This window comes from Delftia sp. DS1230 (assembly GCF_040112715.1).
Classification (GTDB): Bacteria; Pseudomonadota; Gammaproteobacteria; order Burkholderiales; family Burkholderiaceae_C; genus Comamonas; species Comamonas tsuruhatensis.
Genome location: NZ_CP157763.1, coordinates 1,074,701 through 1,091,272 on the forward strand (window position 1 = coordinate 1,074,701; position 16,572 = coordinate 1,091,272).

At 67.2% G+C, this 16,572-nt stretch carries 16 protein-coding genes; 11 read left to right on the forward strand and 5 right to left on the reverse strand.

Features of this window, described 5'->3' with window-relative positions:
* Positions 1-182 precede the first annotated feature (182 nt).
* From AAN986_RS04825 to arsC, 5 genes are read left to right on the forward strand one after another with little or no spacing between them, the layout of a single operon-like run.
* Positions 183-506: a helix-turn-helix domain-containing protein gene (locus AAN986_RS04825; protein WP_016445460.1), complete on the forward strand. Its 324-nt coding sequence runs from the start codon at positions 183-185 to the stop codon at positions 504-506.
* A gap of 12 nt (positions 507-518) precedes the next feature.
* Entirely contained in the window at positions 519-1,019 is a 501-nt protein-coding gene (locus tag AAN986_RS04830; protein WP_026062733.1) for an ArsI/CadI family heavy metal resistance metalloenzyme, read from the forward strand.
* Positions 1,020-1,025: 6 nt separating this feature from the next.
* Positions 1,026-1,532 carry an arsenate reductase ArsC gene (locus tag AAN986_RS04835; protein ID WP_016445462.1) on the forward strand — a complete coding sequence of 169 codons (507 nt, stop codon included), beginning with the start codon at positions 1,026-1,028 and terminating at the stop codon, positions 1,530-1,532.
* Between the two features lie 54 nt (positions 1,533-1,586).
* Positions 1,587-2,876 carry an arsenic transporter gene (locus tag AAN986_RS04840; RefSeq protein ID WP_016445463.1) on the forward strand — a complete coding sequence of 430 codons (1,290 nt, stop codon included), beginning with the start codon at positions 1,587-1,589 and terminating at the stop codon, positions 2,874-2,876.
* A gap of 24 nt (positions 2,877-2,900) precedes the next feature.
* Entirely contained in the window at positions 2,901-3,332 is a 432-nt protein-coding gene (arsC, locus tag AAN986_RS04845; protein WP_016450895.1) for an arsenate reductase (glutaredoxin), read from the forward strand.
* Positions 3,333-3,433: 101 nt separating this feature from the next.
* On the opposite strand, the gene AAN986_RS04850 is transcribed toward arsC, so the two are convergent.
* On the reverse strand, positions 3,434-4,012 hold the full coding sequence (locus AAN986_RS04850; protein ID WP_047217170.1) for a TetR/AcrR family transcriptional regulator: 579 nt from the start codon (positions 4,010-4,012) through the stop codon (positions 3,434-3,436).
* An 84-nt stretch (positions 4,013-4,096) separates the two neighbouring features.
* Here AAN986_RS04850 and AAN986_RS04855 point away from each other — a divergent pair, with 84 nt between their 5' ends.
* Positions 4,097-4,564, forward strand: a complete 468-nt coding sequence (locus AAN986_RS04855) for a nuclear transport factor 2 family protein (RefSeq protein ID WP_016445466.1) — start codon at positions 4,097-4,099, stop codon at positions 4,562-4,564.
* 71 nt (positions 4,565-4,635) lie between these two features.
* Here AAN986_RS04855 and AAN986_RS04860 read toward each other — a convergent pair whose 3' ends face one another.
* Together AAN986_RS04860 and AAN986_RS04865 are read right to left on the reverse strand one after the other, a co-directional pair.
* Complete coding sequence (locus tag AAN986_RS04860; protein WP_047217169.1) at positions 4,636-4,962, reverse strand: hypothetical protein; 327 nt, start codon at positions 4,960-4,962, stop codon at positions 4,636-4,638.
* A 142-nt stretch (positions 4,963-5,104) separates the two neighbouring features.
* Positions 5,105-6,604 (reverse strand): efflux transporter outer membrane subunit, encoded by a 1,500-nt coding sequence (locus AAN986_RS04865; protein ID WP_047217184.1) that lies wholly within the window; start codon positions 6,602-6,604, stop codon positions 5,105-5,107.
* A gap of 89 nt (positions 6,605-6,693) precedes the next feature.
* Between AAN986_RS04865 and AAN986_RS04870 the strand changes: the two genes are divergently transcribed.
* The 4 genes from AAN986_RS04870 (at position 6,694) to AAN986_RS04885 (ending at position 12,292) form a co-directional block, all read left to right on the forward strand.
* Complete coding sequence (locus tag AAN986_RS04870; protein WP_016445469.1) at positions 6,694-7,311, forward strand: TetR/AcrR family transcriptional regulator; 618 nt, start codon at positions 6,694-6,696, stop codon at positions 7,309-7,311.
* A 77-nt stretch (positions 7,312-7,388) separates the two neighbouring features.
* A complete protein-coding gene (locus AAN986_RS04875) occupies positions 7,389-8,567 on the forward strand; it encodes an efflux RND transporter periplasmic adaptor subunit (protein WP_047217168.1) in 1,179 nt (392 codons plus the stop codon).
* Complete coding sequence (locus AAN986_RS04880) at positions 8,560-11,628, forward strand: efflux RND transporter permease subunit (protein ID WP_047472581.1); 3,069 nt, start codon at positions 8,560-8,562, stop codon at positions 11,626-11,628. The genes AAN986_RS04875 and AAN986_RS04880 overlap by 8 nt, the downstream gene beginning before the upstream one ends.
* Before the next feature lie 76 nt (positions 11,629-11,704).
* Positions 11,705-12,292, forward strand: a complete 588-nt coding sequence (locus AAN986_RS04885; protein WP_047217167.1) for a peroxiredoxin — start codon at positions 11,705-11,707, stop codon at positions 12,290-12,292.
* Between the two features lie 18 nt (positions 12,293-12,310).
* Here the strand turns inward: AAN986_RS04885 and AAN986_RS04890 are convergent, their stop codons facing one another.
* Together AAN986_RS04890 and AAN986_RS04895 are read right to left on the reverse strand one after the other, a co-directional pair.
* Positions 12,311-12,685, reverse strand: coding sequence for a DUF779 domain-containing protein (locus AAN986_RS04890; protein ID WP_047217166.1), 375 nt, complete (start codon positions 12,683-12,685; stop codon positions 12,311-12,313).
* Positions 12,686-12,752: 67 nt separating this feature from the next.
* Positions 12,753-14,276, reverse strand: coding sequence for an aldehyde dehydrogenase family protein (locus tag AAN986_RS04895; protein WP_012207447.1), 1,524 nt, complete (start codon positions 14,274-14,276; stop codon positions 12,753-12,755).
* 322 nt (positions 14,277-14,598) lie between these two features.
* Between AAN986_RS04895 and AAN986_RS04900 the strand changes: the two genes are divergently transcribed.
* Positions 14,599-16,569 carry a sigma-54-dependent Fis family transcriptional regulator gene (locus AAN986_RS04900; RefSeq protein ID WP_047217165.1) on the forward strand — a complete coding sequence of 657 codons (1,971 nt, stop codon included), beginning with the start codon at positions 14,599-14,601 and terminating at the stop codon, positions 16,567-16,569.
* Positions 16,570-16,572 lie beyond the last annotated feature (3 nt).

Genomic DNA, 16,572 nt, shown 5'->3' on the forward strand with positions numbered 1-16,572 from the left:
CGCATCTCTCTAAGGATCGATGGTGCATGGCTTGCGAGGACGTGAGAAATCAACGAGTTATCTGCGTGACGCGCGGCGTGTTCAGTGGCGTTCCGCATTCGGCGCGGAGCTTGCGCAATGGAGCCGCACGGCCGCCCTCATTTTTTTCAACAACAATTCAACAATAGTTGTATTATTGATGCATGCAAGAAACCCAAGTCATCCGATCGCTTTCGGCCCTGGCCCATGAAGCGCGCCTGCGCGTTTTCCGCGCCCTGGTAGTCGCCGGCCCTGCGGGGCTTACGCCCAGCGCCTTGGCCGAACAGTTGGGTATCGCACCCAACGCGCTGTCGTTCCACCTCAAGGAGCTGTCCCATGCCGAGCTGGTCAGCCAGGAGCGCCTGGGCCGCAATGTGCTGTACCGGGCGTCCTTTGCGGCGATGAACGACCTGCTCGCCTACCTCACCGAAAACTGCTGCCAGGGCGCCGCATGCGCCACGGTGGATGCCTTGCCCTGCAACTGCTGAACGGAGTCCACGATGAAACGCTTCCATGTCCATATGCACGTCGACGATCTGGCCAAGAACATCGCGTTCTATTCCCAGCTGTTTGGTGCCGAGCCCGCCCGCGTGGAAAGCGACTACGCGAAGTGGATGCTGGATGAGCCCCGGGTGAACTTCGCCATTTCGACGCGAGGCGAGAAAGCCGGCCTGGACCACCTGGGCTTCCAAGTGGATGAGGCCGAGGAGCTGGATGCGCTCAAGGCACGCGCCAGGGCCGCCGACCTGGCGATGCTCGACGAAGGCGCCACCACCTGCTGCTATGCACGCAGCGACAAGCACTGGATCACCGATCCCCAGGGGATTGCCTGGGAGCACTTTCATTCGCTGGAGAACATTCCCGTGTTTCACGAGGCCCCTGATGCAGCCGTCGGAGCCAGCGGCGCGTGCTGCGCGCCGACGGCCCCGCGCCAGGCGGCCGCATCTGCCTGCTGCGCCCCAGGCACCGCAGCTGCCTCTTCCTCCAAGTCCTGCTGCTAAGCCACCATGTCTGATTCCATCACCCCCCTGAATGTCCTGTTCCTGTGCACTCACAACTCGGCGCGCAGCATCCTGGCCGAAGCTTTGCTCAACGACATGGGCAATGGGCGCTTCAAAGCGTATTCGGCCGGCAGCAGCCCCCGCGCGAATCAGCAGCCCAATCCCTTGAGCTTGCAGGTGCTGCAACGTGCCGGCGTATCTGTGCAGGGGCTGCGCAGCAAGAGCTGGGATGAGTTCGCGGCCCCGCAGGCGCCGCAGATGGACCTGATCATCACCGTCTGCGACAACGCAGCTGGCGAGGTCTGCCCGATCTGGCCCGGCCACCCCGCCACCGCCCACTGGGGATACGCCGATCCCTCGCAGGGAGACGCATCTGAAGAGGTCAAGCTGGAAGCATTCCGACAGACTCTGCACATGATGCGTCGTCGTCTGGAGCTGCTGGTCAACCTGCCCGACGACAAGCTGGAAAAGGCAAGGCTGCAGGGCACCGCCCGCGAACTGGCCTCCCACTGACGCCCCCCTTCGTCCACGAATGCGCGCCTTCTGAAACCCGAATCTCCCAGCACCATGCTCATGGCAGTCCTGATCTTCATCTCCACCCTTGTGCTGGTTATCTGGCAGCCGCGCGGCCTGGGCATTGGCTGGAGCGCCTCGCTGGGCGCGGTCGTTGCCCTGCTGGCCGGCGTGGTGCATCTTTCCGACATTCCAGTGGTCTGGGGCATCGTGTGGAATGCGACCGCCACCTTTGTAGCCGTCATCATCATCAGCCTGCTGCTTGACGAGGCCGGCTTCTTCGAATGGGCCGCGCTGCACTTCGCACGCTGGGGCGGCGGCCGGGGCAGCAAGCTGTTCGCGTTCATCGTGCTGCTGGGTGCGGCTGTGTCCGCCTTGTTCGCCAATGACGGCGCCGCCCTGATTCTCACGCCCATCGTGATGGCCATGCTCGTGGCGCTGGGCTTTTCGCCCTCCGCCACGCTGGCATTCGTCATGGCGGCAGGCTTCATCGCCGACACGGCCAGCCTGCCGCTGATCGTCTCCAACCTGGTCAACATCGTCTCGGCCGACTTTTTCAACATCGGCTTCAACGAATACGCCTCGGTAATGGTGCCGGTCAATCTCGCCTCGGTGCTGGCCAGCCTCGCCATGCTGATGCTGTTCTTTCGGCGCGGCATTCCCGCAACCTATGACCTGGCCCAGCTCAGGCGCCCGGCCGATGCGATCCGCGATCCGGCGACCTTTCGCGCGGGCTGGGTGGTCCTGGTCCTGCTGTTGGTCGGCTTCTTCGGGCTGGAGCCGCTGGGCGTGCCTGTCAGCGCGGTCGCGGCCGCAGGTGCCGCCCTGCTGCTGGCCGTGGCGGCACGCGGCTGCGTCATCAGCACCCGCAAGGTACTGCATGGCGCGCCGTGGCAGATCGTCGTGTTCTCGCTGGGCATGTATCTGGTGGTCTACGGATTGCGCAATGCCGGGCTGATCACCTCTATCGCATCCGTTCTGGACCGCTTTGCCCAAGGCGGCGTCTGGGGCGCAGCCATCGGCACGGGAGTGCTCTCGGCCCTGCTGTCGTCTGTGATGAACAACATGCCCACCGTGCTGGTGGGTGCGCTGTCGATCGATGCCTCCAGTGCCACCGGCGTGGTCAGGGATGCCATGGTCTACGCCAACGTGATCGGCTGCGACCTGGGCCCGAAGATTACGCCCATCGGTAGCCTGGCCACGCTGCTGTGGCTGCATGTGCTGGCCAGCAAAGGCATGACCATCGGATGGGGCTACTACTTCAGGGTCGGTACGGTTTTGACGGCCCCCGTGCTGCTCATCACGCTTGCCGCCCTTGCGCTGCGCCTGAGCGTGGCTGCCTGAATTCCCTCACAGAACCCACCTGCCATGAGCACCATCACGATCTATCACAACCCCGCCTGCGGCACATCGCGCAACGTGCTGGCCCTGATCCGCAACAGCGGCGAGGAGCCCGCCGTCATCGAATACCTCAAGACACCGCCCGACCGGGCCACGCTGGAGCGGCTGCTGGCGGACCTGGCCCTGCCTGTGCGGGAGGTTCTGCGGCAAAAAGGTACGCCGTATGACGAGATGGGCCTGGGCGACCCGGAATGGACCGATGCCCAGCTGATCGACGCCATGCTCCGGCACCCTATCCTCATCAATCGCCCCATTGTGGTGACGCCACTGGGCACGCGCCTGTGCCGGCCATCCGAGGTGGTGCTGGACATACTGCCGCGTCCCCAGCAAGGGGCATTCTCCAAGGAGGACGGCGAAGCCGTCATCGACGCGGCAGGACAGCGTGTGGCAAAGCACTGACTTGCCAGATCCGGCCCCTGCGTGGCCAAAGGTGGCGAGGCAGCAACGACCTGCCGCTGTGGCGCGCCGAAGCCTCAGCGGCGCCCCGCTCCTGAGCCTCCTCAAGACCCTGGGCGGCTCACAACCCCCTTGGCCGCTGCCTTGAAGTTCTCCATGACTTCATCGATTGGCTGACCCATCTGCGCATGGACGATGGCGCCATCCGCCACCAGGGTGAGCGCAGCGCCCACGGACACGGGATGGCCACCGAACAGGCGATCCAGCACGGACGACATTTCCTGCTTGTGCCGACGGACCGTCGCCAGGATCTCAGGGTCGGACGAGCCCAGTTCGGCAGCGGCATTGAGAAAGGCGCAGCCCCGAAAGTCGGGCTGGCCGAACCAGCTCCTGAGGGTGGTGGACAGGGCATCCAACGCTGACGAGCCCCCGGCGGCCTCCTGCGCCAGGCTGGCCTGGAACCAGGAAATCCACCGTTCATGGCGGTAGTCGAGGTACGCCCGGATCAGGTCGTCCTTGCTGGCGTACTGGCGGTAGAAGGTGACTTTGCTGACCGACGACCGCTCGATGATCCGGTCCACGCCCGTGGCCCGGATGCCCTCTGCGTAGAAAAGGCCATGGGCTGCCACCAGGATGCGCTCGCGGGGCGGCAATGACTCGAGAGATGGCTGGGAAGTTTTCATGAAGACATTGTAGACAGATCGTTCCACCTCCGTTAGAGTGGCGCATGTAGACAGATCGTTCTACATCTTTTCAAAGGTCACATCATGGAAACTCGCCCACCCCTGCCCCCGTTCTCTCTCGCAAGCGCCGTCCAAAAGGTCCGTTTGGCCGAGGATGGATGGAACACACGCGATGCGGCCAAGGTCGCGATGGCCTATACCCCCGACACGAAATGGCGCAACCGGGCGGAGTTCGCCAACAGCCGCGCCGAGGCCCAGGCCCTTCTTGAGAGGAAGTGGAAGAAGGAGCTGGACTACCGGCTGATCAAGGAGCTTTGGCTGTACGCGGAAAACCGGATCGCAGTCCGCTACGCCTATGAGTGGCACGACGATGCCGGGAACTGGTTCCGGTCGTACGGCAACGAGAACTGGGAGTTCGAGGCCGACGGTCTCATGCGCCGGCGCTTCGCATGCATCAACGACATGCCCATCCAGGAATCGGAGCGCAAGTTCCACTGGCCGCTGGGGCGTCGCCCCGATGACCACCCCGGTCTGTCCGACCTGGGCCTTTAGGCAAAGCCCCGGGCCACGTCCCCAGGCAGCCAGCCGCTGCCGCGATGGCCTGGGCGGGAAGGCGCTCCGCCTTACCGACTCAGCGCCTTGCGGACCTCCGCCTGGAACGCCTCGCTGTTGCGAAGGCGCAGGTACTCCTGGTATGCGGCCCGATATTCCTGCGTTTCGACTCCGTAGGAGATCGATATCTCCGCATGGCGGTCCAATCCGGCGCGGCGCCAGAGTGCGAGATCGGCGATGACTTCGGCGCGGGAAAGCGCTGCGTCCGATGTGGCTGCCGAGGCGTCTTGCGGCTGCGAATGGGCTGCGAAGCAGGTCGAGAAGGCGATGGCCGCAAGCGCCGGCTTCAGGATGCGTGCGGCTGCAGCAACGGTGGGGGAGGGGGTTGTGTTTGGCATGGTTTGACGGATGGGGGTGGGTGGAGCCGGGCCATGGCTTCGGCCGCCCGCGTGGGCAGGGCGCCCGGGCCGCATGTCCCGCAGGGGTGTTCAGTTGCTTTGCTGTGTGTGGAAAGGGGGCTCCTTTCGGGAAGTGGCAGGTTCAGGGGGCAACGCTGGCGGGAAGACCGTGGCTGGCGGCTGCCAATGCCCTGGAAGGCTCCGGCGTCCAGCCGCCGCCCAGCGCCTTGAAGATCGCCACCGTCGAGCGCGCCGACTCCATCCGGGCCTGCGCCTGTGCATCGAGCACGCCCAGCAGGCTTTCATCCGCCTGCAGCACCTCGATCAGGCTGACCACGCCCTTGTCGTAGGCGGCGCCTGCGGCCTGCCGGGCCCGCGTGAGCGCATCCGCGCCCCTGGCGAGCACGGCCATCAGCTCCTGTCGCCTGTCCAGCGAGACCAGGGCGTTCTCCACTTCTTCCGTGGCGCGCAGTACCGACTGCCGGTAGGCGGCAAGGCTTTCCGCCTCCTGTGCCTGCGCCTGGTGGATCTGGGCGTTGATGCGACCGAAGTCGAACAGCCGCCAGCGCAGGCCGCCCACAACGCTGGCCTGCGATGCGCCGGCGCTGAAGAGATTGCCCGCGGAGATGGAGGTGGCGCTGCCGATCAGGCCGCTGATCGACAGCTTCGGGTAGTACTCGGCGATCGCCACGCCGATGCGTGCGTTCGACGCTGCCAGGCGCCGCTCCGCCGCGATGAGGTCCGGGCGTCGCCGCAGCAGATCGCCGGGCGCCTCCGCCAGGGAAAGGGTTGGCAGCACGGGGACCGGGCGGGGATCGGCCAGTTCGGCCCGGTGCGTGCCGGGTGCCGTGGCCAGCATCACGTCCATGGCGTTGAGGGCGGCTTCGAGCGCATTTTCCAGCGGCGGGACGGTGGCTTGCGCCCGCGCAAGTGCCCCCTCGACCTGGCGCAATTGAAGCTCCGGTGCCAGGCCCTTGTTCCACCGCAGTTCGACGATGGAGCGCAGTTGCTCCTGGGTCCGCACTTGCGAGCGTGCCACTGCCAGCCGCGCCTGCAGGCCGCGAATCTGGATATAGATGTCCGCAGTCTGGGCGGCCACCGCGAGCCGCACGGCAGTGGCGCCGGCTTCCGATGCCTGGTACTCGGCCAGGGAAGCCTGCCTGGCCCTGCGCAGGCCACCGAAGAGATCAAGCTCCCAGCTGGCTCCGAGGTTGGCCTCCTGGGCGCTGCCGTAGCGATCGAATCCCGGCATGGAGTCGAGCACCCGGCCCAGCGGAGTCTCGACCGACTGATAGCTCCTGGCTGTTTGCGCCGAGACCTGGGCCGACGGCAGCAACGCAGCTGCCGCCGCGTCCAGCCCGGCGCGTGCCTGAAGCACGCGGCCAGCGGCCTGGGCAACATCCAGGTTCTGCTGCAGTGCCGCCGTGACGAGGCGCGCCATTTGCGCATCGCCAAAGGCTGCCCACCAGGCTGCAAGGTCCGTGGGGGAGTCCGGCGAGGGAGGCTTGCCCTCACCCAGAACGCGGCCCCCCATGTAGGCCTGGGGCAGGGCCGTGGCGGGCGGCTGGTAGTCAGGGCCTACCGCACACCCTGCACAAAGGCTGGCGAGCATCAGAAAAACGGGGGCGGCAAGACGCGGCATGTTCAACAGTCAGAAGCGTGGTGACGCTGTGACTATATTCCAAAATGGTCACTTGCATAGTATTTTTTTGATGGAGTAAGCTAGGCCGCATGAGCACCACCAACGTCTATCCGACCTCTGCGCGCGGCCCGGTCGAACACGATGTCCGGCAACAGATCGTGACTGCGGCGAAAGAGCATTTCAGCCGCTACGGCTACGAGAAAACCACGGTGTCCGACCTTGCCAAGGCCATCGGCTTTTCCAAGGCCTACATCTATAAGTTCTTCGAGTCCAAGCAGGTCATCGGCGAGATGATCTGTTCCAACTGCCTGATGGAGATGGAGGCGGAGATCCGCCAGGCCGTCGCCAGCACGGATGCGCCTCCCGAGCAGCTGCGGCGCCTGTTCAAGGCGATCGTCGCTGCCACGCTGCGGCTTTTCTCCGAGGACCGCAAGCTGTACGAGATCGCCATTTCGGCGTCGGCCGAGCGCTGGCAGGCAGCGCAGGCCTATGAGGAACGCATGCATCAGCTGCTGCTGCAGGTGCTCGACGCCGGGCGCCAGCGGGGCGATTTCGAGCGCAAGACGCCGCTGGATGAAACCGGGCGCGCCATCTTCCTGGTCATGCTCCCCTATCTGAACCCGGTGATGCTGCAGCACAGCCTCGACCATGCGGACGAGGCGCCCGCACAACTGGCCGGATTGGTGCTGAGAAGCCTGTCGCCCTAAATCCTGCAGTTGTGACCATTGACATAAATGGTCACTAATCACAGAATCGGGTCCTGCTCATTGATCGGGACCCCCTCATGCTTCGGCACCGCCATCTGTCCATCGCCGCTGTCGGCGCACTGTCACTTGCACTCGCAGCCTGCGGCAAAAGCCCGCCGCCGGATCCGCGCACCCAGCCACCCCTCGTTCGTACCACCCTGGTAGCGCCAGGCAATGCTTCCGAGCGCGTCTTCACCGGCACCATCGCGGCCAGGGTGCAGGGCGATCTTGGATTTCGCGTGGCCGGCAAGGTGCTCGAGCGCCTGGTGGATACAGGCCAGACGGTCAGGCGCGGCCAGGCATTGCTGCGCCTCGACCCGGTGGACCTGAAGCTGGCCGCCCATGCCCAGCAGGAGGCCGTCGCAGCCGCCAGGGCACGGGCTCAGCAGGCCAGCGACGAGGAGCAGCGCTACCGGGACCTGCAGGGAACGGGTGCCGTTTCGGCCTTGGCCCATGAACAGATCAAGGCGGCCGCGGATGCCGCCCGCGCCCAGCTCAGGGCGGCCGAAGCGCAGGCCGCCGCAGCGCTGAACGCCAGCCGCTACGCCGAACTGCTGGCCGATGCCGATGGCATCGTGATGGAAACACTTGCCGAGCCTGGCCAGGTCGTCAGTGCCGGCCAGGTGGTCGTGCGCCTCGCCCATGCCGGCAGGCGCGAAGCGGTCGTCCAGTTGCCCGAGACACTGCGCCCCGCGCTGGGCTCGGCGGCCCAGGCCCGCCTGTTCGGCAGGGAGGATGTGGCCGTCCCCGCCAGACTGCGCCAGCTGTCCGATGTGGCCGACCGGGCCACCCGCACCTTTGAGGCCCGCTATGTGCTGGACGCCGGCGCGGCGGCCAGCGCTCCGCTGGGCAGCACGGTCACGCTCAGGATTGGCGGGACATCGACATCGACATCGACATCGACATCGACGGCCGGCAAGTCAACCCTGCAGGTCCCCATCGGCGCCATCCTCGATGAGGGCAAGGGCGCCGCTGTCTGGGTGGTGCAGGGCGATCAGGTCAGGCGCCAGCCCGTCACCGTGGTTCAGGTGCAGGACGGCAATGCCCAGGTGGTGGGTGCGCTCGGCCAGGGGGACCGGATCGTCGCGCTCGGCGCGCATTTGTTGAGCGAGGGGGCGCAGGTGCGGCTGGACAGCGAGGCGCCGGCGCCTTCAACGGCAACAACGGCAACAACGTCCACGGCGTCCTCCGTGTCCAAGGGAGCGTCCCGTGAGTGAAGGCCGTTTCAACCTGTCGGCGCTTGCCGTCCGTGAGCGCTCCATCACGCTGTTCCTGATCCTGCTGATTTCGCTGACGGGTGTCTTTGCCTTCCTGAAGCTGGGCCGGGCGGAAGATCCGGCCTTCACCGTCAAGGTCATGACCATCATCACGGCCTGGCCTGGCGCCACCCCGCAGGAAATGCAGGACCAGGTGGCAGAGAAGCTGGAAAAGCGCCTGCAGGAGCTGCGCTGGTATGACCGCACCGAAACCTTCGTCAGGCCGGGGCTGGCCTTCACCACGCTGACCCTGCTTGACTCCACGCCCCCCGGCGAGGTGCAGGAGGAGTTCTACCAGGCCCGCAAGAAGCTCGGTGACGAAGCCCGCAACCTGCCGGCGGGCGTGATCGGCCCGATGGTGAACGACGAGTACGCCGACGTGACCTTTGCGATCTACGCCCTCAAGGCGCGCGGCGAGGAGCCCCGGGCGCTGGTGCGCGATGCCGAAGCCTTGCGCCAGCGTCTTTTGCATGTGCCGGGCGTCAAGAAGGTCAACATCGTCGGCGAGCAATCCGAGCGGATCTACGTGGAGTTCTCGCACGAGCGCCTGGCCACGCTGGGCATCAGCCCGCAGGACGTCTTCGCGGCATTGAACAACCAGAACGCCCTCACCCCTGCCGGGTCGGTGGAGACCCAGGGACCGCAGGTGTTCATCCGCATCGACGGGGCGTTCGACGCGCTGCAGAAGATCCGCGACACGCCCATCGTGGCCCAGGGCCGCACGGTCAAGCTGTCCGACATCGCCACCGTCCAGCGCGGCTACGAAGACCCCTCGACCTTCATCATCCGCAACGGTGCGGAGCCGGCCTTGCTGCTGGGCGTCGTCATGCGCGACGGCTGGAACGGGCTGGACCTGGGCAAGGCGCTGGACCGGGAGGTGGGCGCCATCAACGCAGACATGCCGCTGGGCATGGGCCTGACCAAGGTGACGGACCAGGCCGTGAACATCAGCGCCTCCGTCGATGAGTTCATGCTCAAGTTCCTGGCCGCGCTGCTGGTCGTGCTGGTGGTGTGCTTCGCCAGCATGGGCTGGCGCGTTGGCGTGGTGGTGGCTGCGGCCGTGCCGCTGACGCTGGCGGCCGTGTTCATCATCATGGCCGCCACGGGAAAGAATTTCGACCGCATCACGCTCGGCTCGCTGATCCTTGCGCTGGGCCTGCTGGTGGACGACGCCATCATCGCCATCGAGATGATGGTGGTGAAGATGGAGGAGGGCTACGACCGCGTGGCCGCGTCCGCCTACGCCTGGAGCCATACCGCGGCGCCCATGCTGTCCGGAACGCTGGTGACGGCGGTGGGCTTCATGCCCAACGGGTTCGCACGCTCCACGGCGGGCGAGTACACCAGCAACATGTTCTGGATCGTCGGCATCGCGCTCATCGTGTCCTGGGTGGTGGCCGTGGTGTTCACGCCCTATCTGGGCGTGAAGATGCTGCCCCCTCTCAAAAAGGTCGAAGGCGGACATGCGGCGATGTATGGCACGCCCCGCTACGAGCGCCTGCGGCGCGTGCTGGGCAAGGTGATCGCCCGCAAGGGCATGGTGGCCGCAGTCGTGGGCGGGCTCATGGTGGCTTCCGTGCTGGGCATGTCCATCGTGAAGAAGCAGTTCTTTCCCATCTCCGACCGGCCCGAGGTGATGGTCGAGGTGCAGATGCCCTACGGCACCTCCATCGGCCAGACGAGCGAGACCACCCGCACGGTGGAAGCCTGGCTGCTGCAGCAGCCCGAATCGGAGATCGTGACCGCCTATATCGGCCAGGGCGCACCGCGCTTTTTTCTGGCCATCTCCCCTGAGCTGCCCGACCCGTCGTTCGCCAAGATCGTCGTGCGCACCGCCAACCAGGCGCAGCGCGACGCGCTCAAGCTGAGGCTGCGCGAGGCCATCGCCCAGGGACTGGCCCCGCAGGCGCAGGTGCGCGCATCGCAGATCGTGTTCGGGCCGTACTCCCCGTTCCCCGTGGCGTATCGCGTCTCCGGCCCCGACCCGCAGCGGCTGCGCGACATTGCCGGCCAGGTGCACCAGGTGCTGCACGACAGCCCGATGATGCGGACCGTGAACTCCGACTGGGGCGTGCGCACCCCCGTCATGCGCTTCACCCTGGACCAGGACCGGCTGCAGGCCATGGGCCTGACCTCCGCGGCAGTCGCGCAGCAGCTGCAATTCCTGCTCAGCGGCGTGCCCGTGACCACCGTGCGCGAGGACATCCGCACCGTGCAGGTGATGGCGCGTTCTGCGGGCGGCACCCGCCACGATGTGGCCAGGGTCGGCGACTTCACGCTCACCAACGCCACTGGCCAGCGCATACCGCTGTCGCAGCTGGGCGAGGTCACCGTGCAGATGGAGGAGCCCGTCATGCGCCGCCGCGACCGCATGCCCACCATCACGGTCCGCGGAGACATCGATGACAGCCTGCAGCCGCCCGATGTCTCTGCGGCCATCACCCGGCAGCTGGAGCCCATCAGGAAGGCGTTGCCTGCGGGCTACCGCATCGACGAGGCCGGCTCCATCGAGGAATCCGGCAAGGCCATGACGGCCATGCTGCCCCTGTTCCCGATCATGATCGCCATCACGCTGATCATCATCATCTTGCAGGTGCGGTCGATATCGGCCATGGTCATGGTGTTCCTGACCAGCCCCCTGGGATTGATCGGCGTGGTGCCGACGCTGATCGTCTTTCAGCAGCCCTTCGGCATCAATGCACTGGTGGGGCTGATCGCGCTGTCGGGCATCCTGATGCGCAACACGCTGATCCTGATCGGGCAGATCCAGCACAACGAGCAGGAGGGGCTTGCGCCGTTCCAGGCGGTGGTGGAGGCCACCGTCCAGCGCGCCCGGCCCGTGATCCTGACCGCGCTGGCGGCGATCCTGGCCTTCATCCCGCTGACCCAATCGGTGTTCTGGGGAACGCTGGCCTATACGCTGATCGGCGGCACGCTGGCCGGCACGGTGCTGACGCTGGTCTTCCTGCCCGCCATGTACTCGATCTGGTTCAGGATCAGGCCCGGCGAATCCCCGCGCTGATCCACGGCAAATGCGCCAGCGGCCCGGGCCGATTGGCCACAATGGCGCATCCCGTTCCAGGCTCAGGAGGCCATGCATGTCCGATATCCGCTGCGGCGATTCCACCCAACATCGCACCTCTTGGGGCCGCCGCTGCGCGCGCGCCGCCGCACCCGTGCTTGCGGCGCTGCTGCTGTCGCCGCTGGCCCAAGCCGCGCTCAAGGTGGGCGACACCGCGCCGCGCTTCACCACGCCGGCCGCGGTGGCGGGCAAGGCCTTCGATTTCGACATGGCCGCCACGCTCAGGAAGGGGCCGGTGGTGCTGTATTTCTTCCCCAAGGCCTTCACCCAGGGCTGCACCATGGAAGCCCACGCCTTTGCCGAGGCCACGCCGCGTTTCGCGGCCATGGGCGCCACGGTGGTGGGCATGTCGCATGACGACATCGATACGCTCAAGCGCTTTTCCACCGAGGCCTGCCGCGACCAGTTCGCCGTGGCATCGGACCCGCAGGCGCAGACCATCCGCGCCTACGACGCCTCGGCCGCCGCCAACCCCCAGCGCGCCGACCGCATCTCCTACGTGATCGGGCAGGACGGCAAGGTCCGCTTCGTGCACATGGGCTCGGACCCGGACGAGCATGTGCGCCAGACCGAGGCCGCGGTCAAGCGGCTGACCGGAAAGTAGCCCGCCGCGCGGCCCCTGTCAGGGGCCGTTGCCCTCGCCGGCCAGGATCTCGGCGTATTCCTCGTCCGTGAACAGCCTGGAGCGTGTGTGGAAGGCCTTGCCCGTGCTGCCCTCCAGCGAGAAGGTGCCGCCCTGGCCCTCGATCACGTCCAGGATGAGCTGGGTGTGCTTCCAGTATTCGTACTGCGACTTGCCGATGTAGAAGGGCGCGCCGCCCACCTGGCCCAGCACCACGTCCTGGGCGCCTATCGTCAGCTCGCCGGGCAGGTAGCAGTTGGCGGCGCTGTTGTCGCAGCAGCCGCCGGACTGGTGGAAGAACACCGGCCCGTGCTGCGCCTGCAGGTCGGCGATCAGCGCCAGCGCGGCGTCGGTGGCAATCACTTTGTCAACCATGGGGTGGTCCTTTCCTGGACGGCCGGCCGCGCTGCGCGCCGCCGGCCGCATTCACCTGGGAAGAACTTCAGAAGAAGCCCAGCTTGTTCTCGCTGTAGCTGACCAGCAGGTTCTTGGTCTGCTGGTAGTGGTCCAGCATCATCTTGTGGGTCTCGCGGCCGATGCCCGATTCCTTGTAGCCGCCAAAGGCCGCGTGCGCCGGGTAGGCGTGGTAGCAGTTGGTCCACACGCGCCCGGCCTTGATGGCGCGGCCCATGCGGTAGGCCACGTTGCCGTTGCGGCTCCACACGCCAGCGCCCAGGCCGTAGAGCGTGTCGTTGGCAATGGCCAGGGCCTCGGCCTCGTCCTTGAAGGTGGTCACGGCCAGCACGGGGCCGAAGATTTCCTCCTGGAAGATGCGCATCTTGTTGTGGCCCTTGAACAGCGTGGGCTGCACGTAGTAGCCGCCTTCCAGGTCACCGCCCAGATGGGCCTGGCCGCCGCCGGCCAGCACCTCGGCGCCCTCCTGCTTGCCCAGGTCCAGGTACGACAGGATCTTGGTGAGCTGCTCCTTGGACGCCTGCGCGCCCATCATGCTGTCGGTGTCCAGCGGGTTGGCATGCCGGATGGCGGCCACGCGCTGGAGCACGCGCTCCATGAAGCGGTCGTAGATGCTTTCGTGGATCAGCGCGCGGCTGGGGCAGGTGCAGACCTCGCCCTGGTTGAAGGCGAACAGCACCAGCCCTTCGACGGCCTTGTCGAGGAAGGCATCGTCCTTGTCCATCACATCGGCGAAGAAGATGTTGGGCGACTTGCCGCCCAGCTCCAGCGTGGCAGGGATCAGGTTGTTGGCGGCGGCCTGGGCGATCACGCGGCCCGTGGAGGTGGAGCCCGTGAAGGCGATCTTGGCGATGCGCTTGCTGGTGGCCAGCGGCATGCCGGCCTCGCGGCCGAAGCCGTTGACGATGTTGAGCACGCCGGGCGGCAGCAGGTCGGCAATGAGCTCGGCCAGGATCAGGATGCTGATGGGCGTGGACTCGGCCGGCTTGAGCACCACGCAGTTGCCCGCGCCCAGCGCGGGTGCCAGCTTCCAGGCCGCCATGAGGATGGGAAAGTTCCAGGGAATGATCTGGCCCACCACGCCCAGCGGCTCCTGGATGTGATAGGCCACCGTGGTCTCGTCGATATGGCTGAGCGCGCCTTCCTGGGCGCGCACGCAGCCCGCGAAATAGCGGAAATGGTCCACGGTCAGCGGGATGTCGGCATTCAGCGTCTCGCGGATGGCCTTGCCGTTGTCCACGGTCTCGGCATAGGCGAGCAGCTCCAGGTTGGCCTCGATGCGGTCGGCGATCTTCAGCAGGACGTTCGCACGCTCGGCCGCGCTGGTGCGGCCCCAGGCGTCGCTGGCGGCATGGGCGGCGTCCAGCGCCAGTTCGATGTCCTCGGCCGTGGAGCGCGCGGCGCGGGTGTAGACCTTGCCGCTGATGGGGGTGACCACGTCGAAGTACTGCTCCTTGACCGGAGGTACGAACCTGCCGCCGATGAAGTTGTCGTAGCGGGCCTTGTAGGCGATCTTGGCGCCAGCGGCGCCGGGTGCTGCGTAGACGGTCATGCTGCTTGTCTCCTGAGGATGCTTATGGGTCTGTTGTGATCGGGTGTGGATCGGGATATCCGGCCATGGCCGGACGGCAGACATGATTCAAAAGCCGTGCCAGCCCGCAGGCCGCAGGGCAGGTGCCCGCAAAGGCGCGCGGGACGTGGCTGCTGCGGGTATTCCCGTGCGCGTTCGCCCTGTGCCGTGACGTTGCGCAACAGGACAACTGTCCAGAAATGGAACAGTCGGGCGCCTGACCCGCCACTTGGCTTGCCCGGTGCCCGCCGGCCCCGCATACTGGCCCGCAACGCGGCGCAATGACGCCCGAGCAGGAGACAGCATGCAATCGAGAGCCTCCCTTGTGGCCTTGCGCCAGGCCCGTCACAGCCTGATGGAGTCGGGCCTGTGCCCCAGCGGCCTGGTGGACGAGCGCCTGGCGCGCTCGTGGCAGCGCTGCATCGAGCAGGGACTGCGTCCCACCGGGCGCCTGGGCGCCGCCGATAACCTGGAGCAGCATGCGCTGGGCGTGCTGCGCAGCCGCCACCATGCGCTGCTGGCGCATTCACGGCCCGTCATGGAGTACCTGTCCGAGCAGGTGCGCGGCAGCCAGAGCGTGGTGGTGCTGGCCGGCCCCTGCGGCACCCTGGTGGATACCTGCGGCGACCCCTTCTTTCTGGGCAAGGCCGAGCGCGTGGCCCTGGCCAGCGGCGCGTCCTGGCATGAGGCGCAGCGCGGCACCAATGCCATCGGCACGGCACTGGCCGAGATGGACTCCATCGAAATCCAGGGCGGCGAGCATTTCCTGGAGCGCAACGGCTTTCTCACCTGCGCGGCCGCGCCCATCCTGTCGGGCACGGGCCAGCTGCTGGGCATCCTGGACATCTCCAGCGAATATGGCCGGGGCAGCCCGCACACGCTGGGCCTGGTCGGCACGGCGGCCCGCATGATCGAAAACCGCCTCATGGCCTGCGACGGCCAGCGCCACATCCGCCTGCACCTGCACGCGCGGCCCGAAGGCATTGGCACGGTGGGCGAAGGCATTGCGCTGATCTCGGGCGACGGCTGGGTGGTGGGTGCCAACCGCGCCGCTCTGGCCTTGCTGCGCCTGTCGCACGCGCAGCTGGGCAGCGTGGCGCTGGACCAGGTGCTGGACGCCAGCCTGCAGGAGCTGCTGTCACGCCAGCACCGCCAGCCCGATGCGGCCCAGCCGCTGCGGCGCCATGACGGCACGGCGCTGTTCGGCCAGCTGGTGCCGGACCGGCGCACCATCATGGCGGGGGCGGCGGCGCAGACAGTGCAGGAGGCGCTGGGAGCGCGGCAAGCGGGGGAAACACGGCAGGCCCCCCGCGATGCGCTGGCGCGGCTGGACACGGGCGATGCGCGCTGGCGTGCGGCGGCCGACAAGGCCCGGCGCGTGCTGGGCAAGCCGATTGCGCTGCTCATCCAGGGCGAGTCCGGCGTGGGCAAGGAATGGTTTGCGCGCGCGGCCCACGACAGCGGGCCGCGCCGCGACGGCCCCTTCGTGGCCATCAACTGCGCGGCCATGCCCGAGTCGCTGATCGAGGCCGAGCTGTTCGGCTACCGCCAGGGCGCCTTCACGGGCGGGCGGCGCGAAGGACAGGCGGGCCTGCTGCGCCAGGCGCACGGCGGCACGCTGTTCCTGGACGAGATCGGCGACATGCCGCTGTCGCTGCAGACCCGGCTGCTGCGCGTGCTGCAGGAGCGGCAGGTGGTGCCGCTGGGCGGTGGCACGCCCGTTGCGGTCGATTTCGCGCTGGTCAGCGCCTCCAACCGCAGGCTGCGCGAGGATGCGGACCAGGGGCGCTTTCGTGCCGACCTGTACTACCGCATCAACGGCCTGGCCGTGGAGCTGCCTCCGCTGCGCGAGCGCGGCGACTTCGAGGCGCTGGCCGCGCGCATGCTGGCCGACATCGAACCCGCGCGCCCGCTGCGCATGGCGCCGGCCCTGCTGGCGCAGCTGGCCGGCCATGGCTGGCCCGGCAATCTGCGCCAGTGCGCCAGCGTGCTGAGAACGGCCTGCGCCATGCTCGATCCCCATGAGGACTGCCTGCAATGGCAGCACCTGCCCGACGACTTCCAGGCCGAGCTGGCGCAGACCGCCCGCAGCGGCCCCCGGCTCGACGCTGCGCCGCAGAGCCTGGATGAACTCTCGCGCTGGGCCGTGCGGCAGGCGCTGGAGAACTGCCGGGGCAATGTCACCCAGGCCGCGCGCATGCTGGGCATCAGCCGCCAGACGCTGTACCGCAAGCTGGCCCAGGACCGTGCGGCGGACGGCTTGCGGCTGCAGTGAGGC